We start from the raw sequence: 18,345 nt of genomic DNA, 5'->3' as shown, positions 1-18,345 counted from the left end.
CAAATTGTCGCCAGTTTTGTTACTAGGAAAATAGTATTTTCGGACCGGCGGCCATCATGCTGCATGTGTTCCGTGAAGGCGATTTCTCTATAATGACAGCCTGATTAACAGGAGATCGGCATGAAATTGACAGTACGCTTGGCCATGTTTGGGTTTGCGATAGGTTTATCCGCTTGTTCCAGTCTGTATTACAGTGGTTTGGAAAAAATCGGCATTCCCAAGCGGGATGTGATGGTGCACCGGGTAGAAAAAGCCCGCGATAGCCAGCAACAAACCAAGCAGCAATTTAAGTCGGCGTTGGAACAGTTTACTGCCGTTACCCAGTTCAAGGGCGGGAACCTTGAGAGTACCTACAACAAACTCAACGGCGAATATGAGGCCAGCGTACAAATGGCCGAAGACGTTAACAAACGCATCGGCGATATCGAGGACGTGTCCGGCGCATTGTTCAGCGAATGGGAGGCCGAACTGAATCAATATAGCAATGCTTCCTTGAGGCAGGGCAGTCAACAAAAACTAACAGCCACTCGTGCGCAATACAAACAATTGATTACGGCAATGCGCCAGGCTGAAGCCAAGATCGAACCCGTACTCAGCGTATTCAGGGATCAGGTGCTTTACCTGAAGCACAATCTGAATGCTCAGGCCATAGCCTCGTTGAAAGGCCAACTCGGCAGCGTTCAGTCCGATGTGTCGACATTGATCGCGGCGATGGAAAAATCCATCAACGAAGCGGATGCTTTTATCAATACGATGGGTAAGCAATAAACCGCTTTATGTGGCAAGCGGTCCGGTTTTATTGGGAGCAGGGAATATGCAGACTTATTTTACCGCCCGAATCAGCTTGATCATGTCACTGCTGCGAGGATCGACAAAGATACTGCGGAAAGGGCAGGCCTGAACGTTTTTGACGGTTTGCCGGTTGATGTTGGCGCCGACAATTTTCACTACCAACGGATTGATCAGATTCATGACTTTGGCCATCAGTCTGTTGGAGCTCAAGACATGTTCCAGCAACAGCAACTGCCCGCCGGGTTTCAGCACCCGATACAGTTCTTTCAGGCCTTTTCTGGGGCGGGGCACCGAACAAAATACAAAACTGGCTACCACGGTGTCGAAGCTGTTGTCTGCATAACATAAGGATTGCACGTCCATCAGATCAAGATCGACCTTGACCTGTTTACGCTCGCGTTTGCGTTGAGCCTGTTCCAACATTTTAGGGCTAAAGTCTATCGCGGTCATGCGGGCGTGGTCGGGGTAAAATGTGAAATTTTTTCCGGTTCCAACGCCCACTTCCAAAATATGCTCGCCCTCGGCCATGGCCCAGAGTTTTTTGCGTAAGCGGCGAAAAATCAAGCCTTCCAGGAAACCTTCCAGGCTGTCGAACCATGGCGCCAGCCTGTCGTAGCGCTGGCGGATTTTTTCGGCGCTGGCGGGCATGCTTAAATTTCCAGTTGTTGAATGCCGTCCAGAAACCACTTGGTTTGTTTGCTGTTCACTGGTTTGATGAAATGCCAGACTTCACGAACTTGTTCGGTTTCGCCGTCATCTTCTCGCATGATGCTATCGAACAACACCACGGCTTCCATTTCCGTGCCCTCTTCTCTGACTTCCAACAATTCGGAAGTCAGTTTCAATACTTCGGTTTTGTTGTCGGTGCTGGAGGCTTTAAGTTGGTCTTGAATTTCCGCGAAAACTTTGTCGGTGGTTAATCCACGAATGGCGGCCAGGTCACGTTTGTCCCAAGCCGATTGCAAATAGCGAAACGCGCTTTCGGCACCGGCTAAAAACGCGGGCTTATCGAAATCGGCGGGTATTTGCGCAACGTCTTCGGTTGAGTTGACGGCTTGGTTTCGGTTGGCTTTGCCAAACATGACGTCGGTATTGAAACCGGCCGGGTTGGTGCCGGTCCGCGGAGTACTGCTGTCATCTTGGCCTTCGTTACCGTTATAGCTGGAACGGCTATACCCGGTACTGGCGGCGGGTTGTGATTGTTTGGCCCTAGCCGCAAACAAGCGATATAACAAGTAGGCGATACCGGCAAACACCAGCATGTCCATCAGGTTGAGGTTCTCGAATGCGCCGCCGAAAAACAGCGAGCCTAACAATCCCCCCAGTGCCAAACCGCCTAGCATGCCCATCAGTCCACCACGACCGGCCCAGCTTTGGCGAGCCGCTTGATTTTGGGTCGCCGCTTGTTGCTGGCTGGCCGAGCGGGTGGTTTGACTTGTCGCGCCAGGGGATGTGGAGCGTTGGTAGGGCGCGCTATAGCTCGGTCTGCTGCCGAAGGATTTGCCGCCGCCCATGCGTTTGGCCTGTGCCTCGTGGATGCCGGTCATCATCAAGACCAGCGATAGGAAAAGCGAAGCCAGGATACCGAATTTTCTGTTCATGGTTTTTGTTGCCTTCTTAGTGGAAAAGTATTAACTAATTTTAGGGTCGGATTAGTAATTTCAAGTAGAATAGCCTTTCGTCAGGCTCTCTACAACTACTGTATAGTGTCGGGACGCTACACTGACATTCAGATTATTCAAATGGTTGCATTTTTGCGTCAATTTATTGTTGTGCTTTTAGTGTTGCTGCAATTTGCGGCACCGCTGGTGCATGCGCATGTTGATGAATCGGGCCTCGCCCGTGGTTTGCATTTGCACGAATTTGAAGCTCTACATGTCAAACCCGATGCCTTGTTGGTTACGGCAACCGATTATTCGGCCAGTTCGCCCTACGCCATCGTCGAGTTGGGGCAGCTGATTGAAGTCCGGCAGCATGCCGAAGATTTTTCCGCCGTTTATTATTTACATGGCGACGATGTGCCGTTCGTTGACCAGCGGATGGTCGGAACTATTAATTTTTCGCCTCACGTTTCGGTTTGTCCCACCGAGCCCTGCCTAAGTCAAAATCCCTCTCGAGCGCCTCCGCTTCTCTGATTCAGGGTAATTATCCAGCCGGTGTTCCGCATTGTCTGGCAATTCCTTAGCCCCATTCTGTATTTTTACCGTTTATAACGGTTTCCCTGAATTAATAATTGTTTGGAGTTCAATATGACACTACCCCGTCATATTACATGCTGTTTGCCCTTGCTGTGGCTGGCCGTTGCGCCTTGTCATGCGGAGGGCATTGCGGATCAACCTATCATCAGCGGTCAAACGGACAAAGCCGAAGGCTCCGAAACCTTGACCATCGAGCATTTGGACCCGGTCGAAATCGATCCAATGATGACGCTGCCGCTGTTGGTCGAGCAAACCCTGGAAAAATATCCCGACCGATTGATCAACGAAGCCTTGCTGCGGGAAGCCGATGCCTTGCAAGAGCGCGGCGATAGCTGGCTGGCCGGTTCAACCGCGCTGGCGTTGGATTATGCCGACGATAGGGTTGCCAGCGACCAAGGCTCTCGCGAAGCGTCGGCCAATCTGGAATTTACTATCTGGAATTGGGGGCAACGTTCCGCCGCGCAAAATGTAGCGGAACAAGCGCATTTTTCCGCCCTGAAGCAATCGGCCGCCGTGAAGCTGGAAGTAGCGCGACTGGTAAGAGAAGCCCTATGGGATATGGCCTTAGCTGAAAACCGGCTGCGGCAGGCCCGGATTAACAGGGAGTTATCGGCGCAACTATTGGCCAAGGTACAGCGCCGGGTGGAGTTGGGTGATTTGCCGCGCGCCGATTTGTTGCTGATGGAAAGCGATCATCTGCAAACCCAAACGCTGTTGACTCAAGCCGAAGCCGAACTGATGCATAGCCGGAAAAGTTATGCCAGTCTGACTCAAACCACTCACATTCCCGGCAATTACCAGGAACCATTGAGTGCAATTCAAGCGATTCCTCCCGATCATCCGTTACTGGAAGCCATTAATGCCATGGTTGCCCGCAAGCAAGCCGGCATTGAATGGACTAAAACCACCGACAGTATCAATCAGCCCAAGGTCAGTATCGGTGCCAAAACCAGCAGGGATCAACGTGGTATGGATGACATGCAAAGTGCCAATATCGGCGTGGTGATTCCGTTCGGCCACGGCACCTACGACGCACCCGAGATTGCAGCTGCCCAGTTGGAGTTAAATCAGACGTTGGCGCAACGCGAGCATCTGATGCGAGTACTGGAGAAAAATCTGCACGAAGCCGAACATGGCTTGGAGGTGACGCGCGCGGAGCTGACTATTGCCAAGCAAATGAAGGATATTGCCGAGCAACATCTGAAAATGATGCAAATCAGTTTTGAATCAGGCGAGATTAATTTGCTGGATTTATTGAAAATTCAAGCCCGCAGTATGGAAGCCATCCGCAATGCCAACGAGCAGGAAGTCAAACTGCAACGCAACATTGCCCTATATAACCAGGCGGTAGGAGTATTGCCATGAGAAAAACCCTAATCAGCCTGTTGTTGACTGGAGCGGCCGCCGTTTCCGCCGAAGACATGCAAATTCGAATTACGCCGGAGCAAATCGATAATTTGGCAATTAAAGTTGCGCCGGTGGCGGCCAGTCAGCAAGTTCCTCTGCTGTCGGCTCCGGCTACAGTCGTGGTGCCGGCTAGTCATGAATTATTGTTGAGTACCCCTCAACCGGGCCTTCTAACAAAATTACAGGCCAATATCGGCGATAAAGTCGAAAAAGGCCAGGTATTGGCACAGGTTCATAGCTCCGAGCTGGTGGCTTTGCAGCAGCAATTTTTAACCGCCCAGAGTGATCTGAATTTGGTTGGGTTGGAACAACAGCGAGACAAAAAATTGCTGGGGGAAGGAGTGATTGCGGAAAGGCGCTGGCAGGAAACTCAGGCCATGCACAGCAGCAAGGCCGCGCTTGCCGGAGAATCCCGGCAATTGTTGATCATGGCCGGCATGACCGAGTCCGAGATCAATGGTCTGGCAAAAACCCACAAACTCAGCAGCATGTTGCAAGTTCGCTCACCGATGAGTGGCGTGATTCTGGAGCGGCTGGCGACATTAGGAACACGCCTGGACATGCAGGCACCTTTATACCGTATCGCTGATTTGTCGGAACTGTGGCTGGAAATCAGCATTCCACAGGAGCGTGTACAGAGCTTGCGAATTGGTGATCTGGTCAGTATTGCTAATACTGGGATTAGCGCCAAAATCAGCATGCTTGGGCAAAGCATCGATAGGGATACTCAAACACTGTTGGCGCGCGCGGTGATTCAAGGCCAAGCCGATAGACTTAAGGTTGGCCAGCATGTCAATGTGCAAGTTTTGCAGGACGATCGACAAGCGGCTTTTAAGGTACCTAATACCGCCATCGCGCAAAATACCGGCCATAGCTATGTTTTCGTCCGCAATGCGAATGGCTTTGCGGTCACGGAAGTCGCGGTAGTCGGTAAGCAAAATCAGGATACGGTAATTAATGGTCCTTTGGCTAGTGGTGCGGAAATTGCCGTGCAAGGCGCGGTGGCATTGAAGGCCAATTGGCTTGGCTTGGGCGGAGACGAATAATGGTCAGGCTGATTCGCTTTGCGCTGTCGCAGCGCCTGATGATGTGTTTGTTCATATTGTTACTGATGGGGGGCGGCTATTACGCCTTTAAAAACATTCCTATCGACGCCTTTCCGGAAGTCTCGCCAACCCAGGTCAAAATCATCGTCAAGGCCGATGGCATGACGCCGGAAGAGGTCGAAACCCGCATCACCTCGCCGATTGAGGTCGAACTGCTCGGCATCCCACATCAGACCATGCTGCGTTCGCTGGCAAAATACGCCATTACCGACATAACTCTCGATTTCGAGGAAGGCACCGATATTTATTGGGCAAGACAACAGGTAGCCGAACGCTTGAATGGCATGTGGGGCAATTTGCCGGCCGGTGTGCAGGGCGGCATCGCGCCGATGACCACGCCCTTGGGCGAGATGTTCATGTTTTCGGTGGAAGGTGGTGATTTAAGCTTGATGGAGCGCCGTAATCTGTTGGACTGGGTGATTCGTCCGGCATTACGCACCGTGCCGGGTGTCGCCGACGTCAATGCGCTAGGCGGCTTGGTGCGCAGTTTCGAAGTAATACCCGACAATACGCGGATGGCGGCTCGCAATATCGGCATGGAGCAATTGATTACGGCCTTGCAAAACAACAACCGAAATGATGGCGCCGGGCGCTTGGCCGAGGGTGAAGAGACTTTGATCGTGCGGGCCGAAGGCCGGATCAAAAACGAGCAGGATGTCAAAGCCATCGTGGTGGCCCGGAATAACGATCTGCCGGTCAGAGTGGAAGACATCGCCGAAGTGAAAATCGGTGCATTGACCCGCTATGGCGCGGTGAGTAAGGATGGTAAGGGTGAAGCCGTGACCGGCGTGATTCTTAGCCTGCGCGGAGCCAACGCCCGGCAAACCGTCGAGTTGATCGAAGCCAAACTGGCCGATCTGCAAGCTACTTTGCCGCGGGATGTCAAAGTCGAGGTGTTTTATAACCGGGGTGTATTGGTGGGCAAGGCGGTCAATACCGTGACCAAGGCTTTGTTCGAGGCGATTGTGCTGGTTGTGGTGTTGCTGATCCTGTTTTTAGGTGATTTGCGCGCCGCATTGACTGTGGCATTGGCTTTGCCGTTAGCGGCGCTGGTGACGTTTATTTTGATGCAGGCGTTCGGCATGTCGGCCAACCTGATGAGTCTGGGCGGTCTGGCGATTGCGATCGGCATGCTGGTGGATGGTGCGGTTGTGGTGGTGGAGAATATCATTACCCAGCTGGCCGATCATGAAAAGGCCGAACGCTTGCCACGATTACACATGATCTACCGCGCCACCCGCGAAGTGGCGGTTCCGGTAACCTCGGGTATTTTGATCATCGTCATTGTGTTTTTACCGTTACTGACTCTGCAGGGCTTGGAAGGCAAATTATTCGGCCCAGTGGCCTTGACCATCGTCTTTGCGTTGAGCGGTTCGCTGATTCTGTCCCTGAGCGTGATTCCGGTCCTGGCGTCGTTTCTGTTGAAAAATGTCTCGCACGAAGAGCCGTGGCTACCCAGGCATCTGTTGAGGTTGTATCAGCCCATGCTGGTATGGAGCCTCTCAAACAGTAAAAAAATATTTATCGGCGCCGGCGCGTTACTGGTCTTGACCGTGTTGGTCTTTACTCAAATCGGTAGCACGTTTATGCCGACCATGGATGAAGGCGACATCATCGTGCAACTGGAAAAGCTGCCCTCGATTACCTTGCAGGATTCGGTGGAACTGGATAGTCAGGTGCAGAAAAATATTCTGCAGCACATCCCGGAAGTGAAAACCGTGGTGTCGAGGGTCGGTACCGATGAACTGGGCCTGGATCCGATGGGCTTGAATGAAACCGATACTTTTTTAATATTGAAGCCCAAGGACGAATGGCGCATGCACAGTAAGGAAGAGCTGATCGAAGCGATTCGAACCATTATGTCCCACACACCCGGCATTGCTTTCGGGTTTACCCAGCCGATCGAAATGCGGGTATCGGAAATGTTGACCGGTACTCGCGGCGACGTGGCGATCAAATTATTCGGCAGCGATCTGGATGTGTTGAATCACAAGGGCGAGGAAATCGAAGCTTTGTTGAAAACCATCACCGGCTCCAGCGATGTATTCATGCGTAAAAACGAAGGCATGCAGTTTCTGCAACTGAGTATCGACAGACAAGCGGCGGGCCGGTTCGGTTTGGATAGCGACAGCATCGAAAACATGCTGCGTGCCCAAATCGAAGGTGTGCAACTTGGTATCGTGCAGGAAGGCATCAAAAGAACACCTTTATTGTTGCGTGGCGATAGCAACACGGCTAATTTCGCCGATCTACAAATTACCCTGCCCAATGGCGGCCATGTGCCGATAACCGCGCTGGCTAAAATCGAGCAAGTGGAAGGGGTGGTGTCGATCGGACGGGAGAAGGGGCAGCGCTTTGTGGTGATTCGCAGCAATGTCGAAGGCCGTGACCTAGTAGGGTTTGTCGATGAGGCGCGCAAGCTGGTGGCCGAAAAGGTGTCGTTGCCTACCGGTTATCGAGTTGAGTTCGGTGGCCAGTTCGAGAACCAACAACGCGCTGCGGCACGATTGACGCTGGTGATCCCGGTGGCTCTAGGCTTGATTTTTCTGTTACTGTTTTCAACCTTCGGTTCTATTAGGCAGGCCGCGCTGGTGTTATCCAATATTCCGTTGGCGATGATAGGCGGGGTTTTTGCATTGTGGTTATCCGGCGAATATTTATCGGTGCCGGCTTCGGTCGGCTTTATCGCCTTGCTGGGTATCGCGGTATTGAACGGGGTGGTGATGGTCAGTTATTTTAATCAGCTATGCGCCAGTGGTATGGAGGTTTCGCGAGCAGTCATCGTGGGTTCGGCCCGGCGTTTGCGGCCGGTGTTAATGACCGCCAGTATCGCCGCCTTTGGCTTGATCCCGATGTTGTTCGCTAGCGGGCCAGGCTCGGAGATCCAGCGACCGTTGGCCATCGTGGTGACCGGCGGCTTGGTCTCATCGACATGCTTAACGCTGATTCTATTGCCGATTTTGTATACATTATTCGGGCAAGGCCGGGAGGATGCGGAATGATCTTTGACACATATTTGGTAACCATCAATGTCTCGCCGAGTCTTGAAGAATCCATGGTGGATTGTTTGTTGACCTTTGAAACGGCGCAGGGTTTCTCCAGCTTTCCAGTTAGCGCGCATGATCATCGAAATCAAGGGCTGTCGGTATCCGAGCAGGTCACTGGACGGCAACGTAAAATGCGCTTTCAGATGTATATTGATAAAGATCATGTCCCGGCTTTATTGGATAAAATTAAAGCCGAATTTACCGGTACCGGTTTACATTATTGGATAGTGCCCGTGCTGGAACATGGTGAGATTTAAACTATTTTTGTGCAGTAATTGAGATTGGATGCTAATCTTTGATCGGGGGCCGTAATTTGGGACTAAAGGTTGCGGCAAGTTTAGGCTATTGAGTCATGCTATATGAATATTTTCTTAAGAAGGATTCCCGCCAATACCAAGCACATTGAAATTTCGGATTTTGTGAAACCGGCGCTGAAAAATGGTTTTTTTAGAAAGCCGGGGCGTATCCTTAATATCGAGATCCTGGCGCTACGAGATACCCGGCTGGATTCGATTGAATATCATGGGCTGGTGACCTTGGATTCCGAATGGTCGGTAAATCAGGCGGTCAATGTACTCAAAAGCCGTCGTTTGAATGGCCGTTATGTGATGGTAAGGCCATATTATCATCGTAGTTGGAATAACGACCCGCGCCAGAATCAACTCGAAGTCGATAACCATGCCATTCTTGAGAAGCGTCACGGCGATCGCCGGCGAGGCAATCATTTGGAAGTTATCAAAAACATCTCGGATCATTACAATACCGAGGCCGATTTTGTGAATACCTTTAATCACCAACAATTTCAGGTGACCTTTATCGTGCCGGCCGAGATTGAAATGGCGGTAGCGGAGTGCCTGGTCAGTTTTGAATTGGAACAATCCAATTCGGATCATCCGTTAGATGAGGCGCAGGATTATCGTATTACCCGTTTTCTGACCGAACACGAAGGCCCGGAGCAAAAGTCGCGCCGCTTTCAAATCTATGCCACCAGGCAGGTTATTTCAGCATTATTGGAAACACTCAAAACTCGGTTTTCCAGCAAGAATATCTATTATTGGATAACGCCGGTGGTTGAATTCGGCGTGATCTAGCCATCGTCTTAAATTTAATCCCTAATGATTATTTTTATAAGAAAAATTCCCGCCGCAACCAAGGCAAGTGAACTGATCGATTTCGTCGGGCCTGCTCTAAAAGGTGGCTTGTTTAGAAAATCGGGGAGAATAACCGCGGTCAAGATTCTTGCATTACAAGATAAGCGCTTAAATACCTTGGAGTTTCACGGTTTGGTTAGTGTCGAGCCCGATGCGGTAGGGATACGTGCAATTAGAAAACTAAAAGGCAGTCGATTTAAAGGAAAACTTATTATCGTCAGGCAATATTTTATCCGCGATTGGCATAAAGATCCCAGGCAAAATCCCCGCCGGGTTGTGGATAAGAATATTTTGGATCGGCGCATCAATGATCGCCGCCGCGGCAATGATCTGGAAATAATTAAAGATATTTCGGAACAGTTCAGCAGTTCCGGTGACTTCGTGCGCAAAAGCCCATAGGATTCAATCCTCTAGGTTTTTTGTCTGGATCAAAATAACCGACCAAAAAATCGACCGCTTAGGGCGGATAATTTGATCGGTTGTTTTTAGATTATTTTTCCAACAAGTCAAATTTGCCGGGTTTTCCATTCCATTCATCCGCGTCGGGCAATGCATCCTTCACTTCGGTAATGGTGGGCCATGCTTTGGCCAATTCGGCGTTCAGTGCGATGAAATGCTCTTGGCCTTCGGGTACTTCATCTTCGGCATGAATCGCATTAGCCGGGCATTCCGGTTCGCACAGAGTGCAATCGATACATTCGTCCGGGTCGATTACCAGAAAGTTGGGGCCTTCATGAAAACAATCGACTGGGCAGACGTCAACGCAGTCGGTGAATTTGCATTTGATACAGTTCTCGGTGACAACAAAAGCCATAATGTTCTTCCAGGGTTAGGTGATGGAACAAGCTTCCGTACATGGCGGAAGCTTTATGGTTGAAAAAGAAACTGCCGCGGCGCGGCAGGTTGCTAACTTACACAAATCACGGGGGCTTACAACTGAAACAGGCGAATACCTGCTTCAGTTGCCCGGATTGGGATTATTTATTTTTTTCGCGTTCTTTCACTTCCTTGATCACTTCTTCCGCGACATTGCGTGGACAAGCGGTGTAGTGTGAAAATTCCATCGAGAACTGGCCGCGACCGGAGGTCATGGTGCGCAAATCGCCGATGTAACCGAACATATCGCTCAGCGGTACGTCGGCTTTGATACGGACGCCGGTAACGCCCGCGTCTTGCGATTTGATCATGCCGCGGCGGCGGTTCAAATCGCCGATTACGTCGCCGACGTGCGCATCCGGAGTGAATACGTCAACTTTCATGATCGGCTCCAGCAATTGCGGATTGCCTTTTGGAATCGATTGACGATACGCGGCGCGGGCGGCGATTTCGAACGCGATGGACGAGGAGTCAACCGCGTGGAAGGCACCGTCGGTCAGAATGACTTTGAAGTCCAAGCAAGGGAATCCGGCCAGAACACCTTTGTCGATACTGGCTTTAAAGCCTTTTTCAACCGCGGGCCAGTATTCGCGAGGTACGTTACCGCCGGTCACTTGTGATTCGAATACAAAACCGCTGCCTGGCTCGCCTGGCTCGATGATGTAATCGATTTTCGCGTATTGGCCGGAACCACCCGATTGTTTTTTGTGGGTGTAGCTGTCTTCGATGCGTTGGGTAATGGTTTCGCGGTAAGCCACCTGTGGTTTACCCACGTTGACGTCCACACCGTGGGTACGGCGCAAAATGTCGACTTTGATGTCCAGATGCAACTCGCCCATGCCTTTGATGATGGTTTCGCCGGATTCTTGGTCGGTTTCGACGCGGAATGATGGATCTTCTTGAACCATCTTGCCGATCGCGATGCCCATTTTCTCGTTGCTGCCTTTGTCTTTTGGCGAAATCGCGATCGAGATAACGGGGTCCGGGAATACCATCGGTTCCAGCGTGGCCGGTTGGTCCGGGTCGCACAAGGTATGGCCGGTTTGCACGTTTTTCAAACCGATCAAGGCCACGATGTCACCGGCTTGCGCTGATTCGATCTCGTTGCGGTCATCGGCGTGCATTTCCACCATACGACCGATGCGCTCGGTTTTACCGGTGAAGGTGTTCAACAGCGTGTCGCCTTTTTTGATACGGCCGGAGTAGATGCGGACAAAGTTCAAGGCGCCGAAACGGTCGTCCATGATTTTGAACACCAGTGCGCGCAACGGGCGGTCGGCATCGACAATCGCGTATTCGCCGGTTGGAACGCCTTCGATGTCGGTCTCGGGCTGCGGCTTGACTTCGGTAGGATTCGGCAAATACTCGATAACGCCGTCCAGCACCAATTGCACGCCTTTGTTTTTGAACGAAGAGCCGCAGAAAGTCGGGAAGAAATCCATCGCGATGGTGCCCTTGCGGATGCAACGTTTGATTTCTTCGATGGTAGGCTCTTCACCTTCCAGATATTTCTCCATGATGTCGTCGTCTTGATCGGAGACTTGATCGATCAGTTTCGCCCGCCATTCTTCGACTTGCTCCACCATGTCGGCAGGTACGTCTTTGATTTCGTATTTCAACGGGTCGCCGGAGTTATCCCAAACCCAGGCTTTACGGGTCAGCAAGTCGACCACGCCGACAAAGTTTTCTTCGGTGCCGATAGGCAGGGTCATCACGACCGGTTTCGCGCCCAATACGTCTTCGACTTGTTTGACAACGCGATAGAAATCGGCACCCAGACGGTCCAATTTGTTGACGTAAATGACGCGGGCTACTTTGGAGTCGTTCGCATACCGCCAGTTGGTTTCTGATTGCGGTTCAACACCGCCGGAACCGCAGAATACGCCGACACCGCCGTCTAATACTTTCAAGGAACGATAAACTTCGATGGTAAAGTCAACGTGGCCCGGGGTGTCGATGATATTGAAACGGTGTGGCTTGAATTGGTTGGTGCTACCCGGCCAAAAACAGGTGGTGGCGGCCGATTGAATGGTAATGCCGCGTTCTTGCTCCTGCACCATGAAGTCTGTCGTCGCCGCGCCATCGTGTACTTCGCCGATTTTGTGGATTTTTCCGGTCAGCTTCAAAATCCGCTCGGTGGTAGTGGTTTTACCGGCATCGACGTGCGCGAAGATGCCGATGTTTCTGTATAGCGATAGATCAGTCATGGTTGTACTCTAAGTGGAGATGAAAACGTTAAAACCCTTGGCACCATTGCCTCGGTTTCTTCAAGAACAGTGTCAATGAAAAATCCGCCTATTCTACCCGAAAATCAAAAAAAACAGAATGTCAATTGTGTTTCAGCATTTTTCTTGGCTTTCCAATTGAATTTGTAGTTCCCTTAGTTTCATCAGTGCGTATAAAGTTTGGAGGGTGGGGCAGGCGATTTGTTGGCGTTGAGCGGCGCGGACAGTATTGCCGAGAATGGCTTCGGTTTCCATCGGATGATGGCGCTCAAAATCCAGCAGCATGCTGGTTTTGTAGGGCGGCATCGCATAAGTGCGTTGTAAATTGGCTTCTATCACATCATCCGGCAGTGGATGGCCGCAAGTGGCGGCAATGTCGCATACTTCCCGCATGATTTGACGGATCAAGCCTTCCTGATGCTGCAATATCGACAGGGTCGGCAGGCCGCCGGAAAGTACCGATAAGGGATTGAACGCAGCATTCCAGACGCATTTTTGCCAGCGCACACTGGTGATGTCTTCATTGGTGTCGCATTCTATGCCTGACTGAAAAAACAGGCTTTGTAAATGCCGGGCCTTGGCGGTCACGCCAGCCGGATAATTTCCCAGGGAGAGCTTGCCATAGGCCAAGTGGCTAATCTGGGCCGCCGCGACCCGGTTACTACAAATAAAGGCTAGACCGCTGATCAGTTCCCGATCCGGAAAGGCATTCCGTATTTCGGTTTCGATTTCGACGCCGTTCTGAATCAAAACAATCGCGGTGTTTTTGCGGATAGCGGGGCGAATTAATTCCGCTCGAGCGACTTGATCGGTCACTTTAGTGCATAAAATCAGATAATCGGCTTCGTCCCGGTAGTCGGCGCAATGGCGTAAGACCTGCCGGGGCTGAAATTGCCAGTTGCCCAAGCTGTAACTCTCGATCATAAAGCCCTGCTGTTTGACTATGGCATAGTCCGAGCGGCATACCACCGAAACTTGCGCGCCGGCTCTGGCCAGTAGTGCGCCGTAAAATGCGCCGATGGCGCCTGCTCCTACAATCAGAATTTTGTCACTCATACTTGCTCGGCCAGAATCTGCTTCAAAAACGGAATCGTCAGTTTGCGTTGCGCCGCCAGCGTGGCGCGGTCGATTTCTTCCAACAAGAGCCATAAAGCCGGTAAATCGTGAACGTAGTGGTTCAGCAGGAAGCGCCCCACCTTGGGCTGAATATCGAAGCCCAAAAAATGGGCCTTGAAGGCCAGTGCGTCGATGATCTGATCATCGCGCAAGGGCTGGATTTTCAGGGTTAATCCCCAACTCATCCGTGTTTTCAGGTCGGGCAAGCCAAAAGGCAGGTATTTGGGAGGGCAATCGGCCGCCAATAGCAATTTATGATTGTTTTGGCGGTGGCTGTTGTAAAAAGCGAACAGTGCGGTTTCCCAGTCGGCGTGGCCCGCGATGTGTTGAATGTCGTCGAAACAAACCAGCTCCATATGCTCCAGGCCATCCAACAATGCCGGCGACGGCAGCTGGTCGGCCATGAGTTTCAGAAAGAACGGGTCTTTTCCCCTGATTTTGGCGTGCTGGCAACAGGCCTGCAATAAATGACTCTTGCCGCTGCCGTTTTCACCCCAGATATAAATTTGCTGTTCTTCGCCATCGTCGGCCAAGGCCTGCAATTGGTCGAGAATTTCGGCATTATTGCCGGCAAAAAAGCTGGCAAAGGTCAGATTGCTCTGAAATTCAAACTGTAACGGAACCTGCATGCCCAAAATAGTCAGGCCTTTTCGGCTTTGTAAACATAAAAACCGGCGCCGAAGCATAGCAGTAGGCTAAACAGGATTTCCAGCAAGGCTAGCGAGCGTTGACCCTGGTTGGCGTAGGCTTCCGTTACGCCATGAATAAAATAGGGCAGACTCAGATAGCTCATCCAGGTACAGCTTTTCAAATTCCGATTCAAAAAGCCCTTAAAAGGCAGCAACAGTGGGCCTACGCCGACGATCAGCAATAATGCCGTCGGAAATTTGGTCGACGGCGCCAACAAGGTAGGCCAGGCCATCAGTAAAAGAAACAAGCCGAAAAATCCGGCCAAAGCGGCATAATAATAATGAATTCGTTGCATCGGAAATGAGTGATGAGCGGCTAAACCGGTGGCGTCAGCCTAAAACCCGTGAGCTATTATCACAAAGTCTGATCAAGAATGCAGTGCCACGTCGAGAGTGTATGGCAAAAGGTTAAACCTCCGTACCGGTTAACGTTTTATTCAACATGAAAAATGGGCATAATGCTGGCCTTTCCATGCTTTAACCCGTTTTCAATGAAAAAACTGGAGAATATCTATTTGATCGGCCTGATGGGCGTGGGTAAAACCACCATAGGCAAGCAGTTGGCCAAAGCGCTGCAACGGCCGTTTTACGATAGCGACAAGGTTATCGAAGATTGCATGGGCGTCGATATTCCGACCATATTTTCCTATGAAGGCGAGGAGGGGTTTCGGTTGCGCGAAGAGTGTATCATCCGGCAGCTAACCGGCATACCGGGTATCGTAATGGCCACCGGCGGCGGTTCGGTGTTGAGAGCTGAAAACCGCGAAGCATTAAAAGCCAACGGCTTTGTGGTTTATCTGCATTGTTCTATCGATAAAATTTTATATCGGACCCGCCACGACACTCAAAGACCGCTACTGCGCACCGAGAATCCGCGACAACGCTTACAAACCTTGTTGGCCGAACGCGAGCCGCTGTATATGGAATGCGCGAATTTTAAAATTGATTCCGGTTCTTTGCCCGGAAAAACCGTGGTCAAAACCATTTTGCAGCAATATCAGGCTGCGTTGGAACATCATGAAAGTATTGCAAGTTGAATTAAATAATGCCCGCGGTTACCCGATTTACATCGGTTCCGGTTTGCTAGGTCAGGGAGATTTACTCACCCGGCATATTTGCTCGAAACAGGTAGCCATAGTCACCAACCAGACCATTGCCCCACTTTATCTGGCGAAATTGCACGCGGCGTTGATCGATTATCAAGTGGAGCCGGTGATTTTGCCGGACGGCGAGCAATATAAAACCCTGCAATATTTGGAAAAAATCTTCGATCAGTTGTTGGCGAAAAAATTTAGCCGCAACGCCACCTTGATTGCCTTAGGCGGCGGCGTGATCGGCGATATGGGCGGCTTCGCGGCGGCCTGCTACCAGCGCGGCATCGCTTTTATCCAAATCCCCACCACCTTGCTGGCCCAGGTCGATTCCTCGGTCGGCGGCAAGACCGGCGTCAATCATCCGCTGGGCAAAAACATGATAGGCGCGTTTTACCAGCCGCAATGCGTGATTGCCGACGCCGAGGTGCTGAACACTCTGGACGATAGGCAACTGTCGGCCGGACTGGCGGAAGTCATCAAATACGGTTTGATTCGCGATCCGGAGTTTTTGCAATGGCTGGAAGCCAATATGCCTAAACTATTGGCCCGCGACAAGCCGGCGCTGGCCTATGCCATCGAGCGATCCTGCGCCAACAAGGCTGAAGTGGTCGGCGAAGACGAATTCGAATCCGGCGTGCGCGCCACGTTGAACCTGGGTCATACCTTCGGCCATGCGATCGAAACCGGCAGTGGTTACGGCCATTATTTGCATGGCGAGGCGGTAGCGATAGGCACTTGCTTTGCCGCTGATTTATCCCGGCGTTTGGGTTGGCTGAACGATGCCGATGTCGAACGGATCGTGGCGATTTTCAAGGCCGCCAATTTGCCGGTGACGCCACCGGCCGGCATGACTACCGAGCAGTATGTGGATTTGATGGCGGTGGATAAGAAAAATGTCGACGGCAAAATCCGCGTGATTCTGTTGGAAGCCGTCGGCAAAGCCTCGCTGCCGGTCAACGTCGACCTGGCGCAATTGCAAGCAACCTTGAGCGATTATGCTGGATAACGATAATCTGACCTACGGCAAGCCCAGGCGTATCGCGGGTGGCGGTATGCAGCCGGAGCGCGTGCTGCTGACTTCGGATCGCTCGCAAAAGCTGGATTTATTGATTCATTTATTGACCAACCTGCGGCAGTCCTTGATTGTCAGCGGTCCGGATGGCATAGGCAAGACCACCTTGCTAAAAACCTTGCAAGATAGCCACGGAGAGGTCTGGCCGATTTGTATCCTGCGGGGTTCGTCGGGCTTAAGCTTCGAGTCCGTCATCACTCAATTAAGCCAGTTTTTAAATTTAAGCAGCAACAGTGTTCATTTTGATATGTCGTCGTTGCGGGCTTTTTGCGAAAAACAAAAAGTGGTGTTGATCATCGATGATGCCGGCGATCTGGTACCCGGCCTGATTGGCGAGCTGATCGATTTCGCCGATTCGTTATCCGGATTACGCCTGGTGTTTTCGATGAATTTCGACCAATTCCAGACCAAATCCGCCTCCGATAAAGCCCTGGACGACTGCCATTACATTGAATTGCCGCCGCTGAACCAGCGCCAATGCCTGGAATATCTGCAAAACCTATCCGCGCAACCGGGGACGCCGCTGTCGTTCAAGGCGGTCACCGACGACCTGGTTGAAACGTTGTACTGTCAAACACAAGGCATACCGGGCAAATTGCTGAATGAATTGCCCAAATTGAACCAATACCAAAGCCGGCGGCAACGCGGTTGGGGATTGTGGGTGGGAGTGGCGATGGTGGTTGCTGCCGCCGGTTTTGTCGCCAAATCCTTGCTGCCGGAAAACCCGCCGATTTTTCCGGGCAGCGAACAGCTTGCCGCCCAGCCGCAACCAGCCGCACCAAATCTTGCAATGGAAAACACTGGCGGTAATGCCAAGCCCGCGCCCGACTCAGAACCCCCAGTACAGCTTGATGTCGTTTCGCCGCCTGCCCAGCCGACAATGGAGCAACCGCAAATATCCAATGAAGCCGCTCCTCTTGCCAGTTTGCCCGCCGCACCGATGCCGGCACCCATGCAAATTGCGCCATTGGCTGAACCTCCTTCGGCGTCTACGCTACCCAATACCTCCACAGCCATTCCAGCGCCGTTGGTTGCGCATCCCGTCAAGTCGAACGAACCGGCCAAGCCGGCAACTCCGGTTATAACGGAAAAACCAGTAGAAACTGATGTGGCGGTTTCTCAGTCGGAAACGACCAAACCGGTGGATAATAATGCTAAGACATCGTCCGATAGCAGCGTTCAAGTCACGCCGACAGCGGAACCTTTGCTGGTACCGGAACAAAAAACGGCGGATAGTAAAGCTACCAAAACTTCTGCGACCGGTAGCGGGCAGGATTGGATCATGGCCCAACCTCCCAAGAATGTCACATTGCAAGTAATGACCCTGTCCACCAAAGACGCGGCGCAGCGGTTCATGAAGAAGTACGCCGATTACGGCGAAGGCCTGACCTATTATCCTGTCACCAAAAACGGCCAAGAAAAATTTGTGGTCATCTACGGCTCCTTTGAATCGGTGACCGAAGCGCGCCAATACAAGGAAATCATGCCGGGCGAATTTAAGCAGGCCCTGGAAAAAAGTTTTAAAGCCGTGCAACAAGAAAGCCGGCGCTGATTTATTCAACCCCCATTCAA

At 51.6% G+C, this 18,345-nt stretch carries 18 protein-coding genes; 11 read left to right on the top strand and 7 right to left on the bottom strand.

Translation table 11 applies throughout. The features are described 5' to 3' along the window. Positions 1 to 120: 120 nt before the first annotated feature. On the top strand, positions 121 to 768 hold the full coding sequence (locus IVG45_RS15560; RefSeq protein WP_196434711.1) for a DUF2959 domain-containing protein: 648 nt from the start codon (positions 121 to 123) through the stop codon (positions 766 to 768). A 54-nt stretch (positions 769 to 822) separates the two neighbouring features. Here IVG45_RS15560 and IVG45_RS15555 read toward each other — a convergent pair whose 3' ends face one another. Then, the gene (locus IVG45_RS15555; RefSeq protein WP_196434710.1) at positions 823 to 1,440 is read right to left on the bottom strand and encodes a class I SAM-dependent methyltransferase; all 618 of its coding nucleotides are present in this window, start codon (positions 1,438 to 1,440) and stop codon (positions 823 to 825) included. A 2-nt stretch (positions 1,441 to 1,442) separates the two neighbouring features. Continuing rightward, positions 1,443 to 2,393, bottom strand: a complete 951-nt coding sequence (locus IVG45_RS15550; protein WP_196434709.1) for a Tim44 domain-containing protein — start codon at positions 2,391 to 2,393, stop codon at positions 1,443 to 1,445. Between the two features lie 153 nt (positions 2,394 to 2,546). Here IVG45_RS15550 and IVG45_RS15545 point away from each other — a divergent pair, with 153 nt between their 5' ends. The 7 genes from IVG45_RS15545 to IVG45_RS15515 all read left to right on the top strand — a co-directional run bounded on the left by IVG45_RS15545 (position 2,547) and on the right by IVG45_RS15515 (position 10,100). After that, positions 2,547 to 2,927 (top strand): hypothetical protein, encoded by a 381-nt coding sequence (locus IVG45_RS15545; RefSeq protein ID WP_196434708.1) that lies wholly within the window; start codon positions 2,547 to 2,549, stop codon positions 2,925 to 2,927. 114 nt (positions 2,928 to 3,041) lie between these two features. After that, the gene (locus IVG45_RS15540) at positions 3,042 to 4,355 is read left to right on the top strand and encodes a TolC family protein (RefSeq protein ID WP_196434707.1); all 1,314 of its coding nucleotides are present in this window, start codon (positions 3,042 to 3,044) and stop codon (positions 4,353 to 4,355) included. Continuing rightward, positions 4,352 to 5,443, top strand: coding sequence for an efflux RND transporter periplasmic adaptor subunit (locus IVG45_RS15535; RefSeq protein WP_196434706.1), 1,092 nt, complete (start codon positions 4,352 to 4,354; stop codon positions 5,441 to 5,443). The genes IVG45_RS15540 and IVG45_RS15535 overlap by 4 nt, the downstream gene beginning before the upstream one ends. Beyond that, positions 5,443 to 8,505, top strand: a complete 3,063-nt coding sequence (locus IVG45_RS15530; protein WP_196434705.1) for an efflux RND transporter permease subunit — start codon at positions 5,443 to 5,445, stop codon at positions 8,503 to 8,505. Before IVG45_RS15535 ends, IVG45_RS15530 begins: the two co-directional genes overlap by 1 nt. After that, the gene (locus IVG45_RS15525) at positions 8,502 to 8,807 is read left to right on the top strand and encodes a DUF3240 family protein (protein WP_196434704.1); all 306 of its coding nucleotides are present in this window, start codon (positions 8,502 to 8,504) and stop codon (positions 8,805 to 8,807) included. Before IVG45_RS15530 ends, IVG45_RS15525 begins: the two co-directional genes overlap by 4 nt. 102 nt (positions 8,808 to 8,909) lie before the next feature. Next, a complete protein-coding gene (locus IVG45_RS15520) occupies positions 8,910 to 9,641 on the top strand; it encodes a DUF3240 family protein (RefSeq protein ID WP_196434703.1) in 732 nt (243 codons plus the stop codon). A 24-nt stretch (positions 9,642 to 9,665) separates the two neighbouring features. Beyond that, positions 9,666 to 10,100: a hypothetical protein gene (locus tag IVG45_RS15515; RefSeq protein ID WP_196434702.1), complete on the top strand. Its 435-nt coding sequence runs from the start codon at positions 9,666 to 9,668 to the stop codon at positions 10,098 to 10,100. 91 nt (positions 10,101 to 10,191) lie between these two features. On the opposite strand, the gene fdxA is transcribed toward IVG45_RS15515, so the two are convergent. The 5 genes from fdxA to IVG45_RS15490 all read right to left on the bottom strand — a co-directional run bounded on the left by fdxA (position 10,192) and on the right by IVG45_RS15490 (position 14,903). Continuing rightward, positions 10,192 to 10,515 carry a ferredoxin FdxA gene (fdxA, locus tag IVG45_RS15510; protein WP_196434701.1) on the bottom strand — a complete coding sequence of 108 codons (324 nt, stop codon included), beginning with the start codon at positions 10,513 to 10,515 and terminating at the stop codon, positions 10,192 to 10,194. Between the two features lie 163 nt (positions 10,516 to 10,678). After that, positions 10,679 to 12,784, bottom strand: coding sequence for an elongation factor G (fusA, locus tag IVG45_RS15505; protein ID WP_196434700.1), 2,106 nt, complete (start codon positions 12,782 to 12,784; stop codon positions 10,679 to 10,681). Between the two features lie 132 nt (positions 12,785 to 12,916). Further along, complete coding sequence (locus IVG45_RS15500; RefSeq protein WP_196434699.1) at positions 12,917 to 13,858, bottom strand: ketopantoate reductase family protein; 942 nt, start codon at positions 13,856 to 13,858, stop codon at positions 12,917 to 12,919. Beyond that, complete coding sequence (gene hda / locus IVG45_RS15495; protein WP_196434698.1) at positions 13,855 to 14,547, bottom strand: DnaA regulatory inactivator Hda; 693 nt, start codon at positions 14,545 to 14,547, stop codon at positions 13,855 to 13,857. The genes IVG45_RS15500 and hda overlap by 4 nt, the downstream gene beginning before the upstream one ends. An 11-nt stretch (positions 14,548 to 14,558) precedes the next feature. Further along, positions 14,559 to 14,903 (bottom strand): DUF2069 domain-containing protein, encoded by a 345-nt coding sequence (locus tag IVG45_RS15490; RefSeq protein WP_196434697.1) that lies wholly within the window; start codon positions 14,901 to 14,903, stop codon positions 14,559 to 14,561. Positions 14,904 to 15,098: 195 nt separating this feature from the next. Between IVG45_RS15490 and IVG45_RS15485 the strand changes: the two genes are divergently transcribed. From IVG45_RS15485 to IVG45_RS15475, 3 genes are read left to right on the top strand one after another with little or no spacing between them, the layout of a single operon-like run. Then, positions 15,099 to 15,644, top strand: coding sequence for a shikimate kinase (locus IVG45_RS15485; RefSeq protein WP_196434696.1), 546 nt, complete (start codon positions 15,099 to 15,101; stop codon positions 15,642 to 15,644). Next, a complete protein-coding gene (gene aroB, locus IVG45_RS15480) occupies positions 15,625 to 16,707 on the top strand; it encodes a 3-dehydroquinate synthase (protein WP_196434695.1) in 1,083 nt (360 codons plus the stop codon). Before IVG45_RS15485 ends, aroB begins: the two co-directional genes overlap by 20 nt. Next, positions 16,697 to 18,325, top strand: a complete 1,629-nt coding sequence (locus IVG45_RS15475) for an AAA family ATPase (protein ID WP_196434694.1) — start codon at positions 16,697 to 16,699, stop codon at positions 18,323 to 18,325. Before aroB ends, IVG45_RS15475 begins: the two co-directional genes overlap by 11 nt. Positions 18,326 to 18,345: the final 20 nt, after the last annotated feature.

The sequence above is a fragment of the Methylomonas sp. LL1 genome (genome assembly GCF_015711015.1).
In the GTDB taxonomy this organism is placed as follows: Bacteria; Pseudomonadota; Gammaproteobacteria; order Methylococcales; family Methylomonadaceae; genus Methylomonas.
This window is presented reverse-complemented; position numbering and strand designations above follow the sequence as displayed.